General features: G+C 48.7%; 1 protein-coding gene. It reads right to left on the reverse strand.

Features of this window, described 5'->3' with window-relative positions:
- Positions 1 to 318 (reverse strand): pyruvate formate lyase family protein (locus V6C27_14880; protein MEG6617662.1); only part of this gene is annotated, 318 nt, incomplete at both ends.

The raw sequence follows: 318 nt of genomic DNA on the forward strand, positions 1-318 counted from the left end.
TACTCAACTTGCTAACGGATTTGATAATGGCTGTTGGTCCCAATTTATCGGCGCCCTGGGTGGGGCTGATTCCGTCTGACAGCGGTGTCCAAGCCAGCCGTCCATTGGCTGTGGCCCCGGTGATCTCACCAATGGGTGTGTTGTTGGAGATGGAAAGGGTGCCATGGGTAAAGTGCGAATATAGCATTTTATATTTACGGTGAGCTTGCTCGGTCCAGCTGATAATGTCTGAAGCAATTAAATCTGCGTAATCATCATCGTTACCGTATTTAGGTGCATTTAGGCAATCGGTCCGAATGGCTTCGTAGCCCTCAAAAT

The sequence above is a fragment of the Peptococcaceae bacterium 1198_IL3148 genome, from assembly GCA_036763105.1.
GTDB lineage: Bacteria > Bacillota > Desulfotomaculia > Desulfotomaculales > Desulfohalotomaculaceae > JBAIYS01.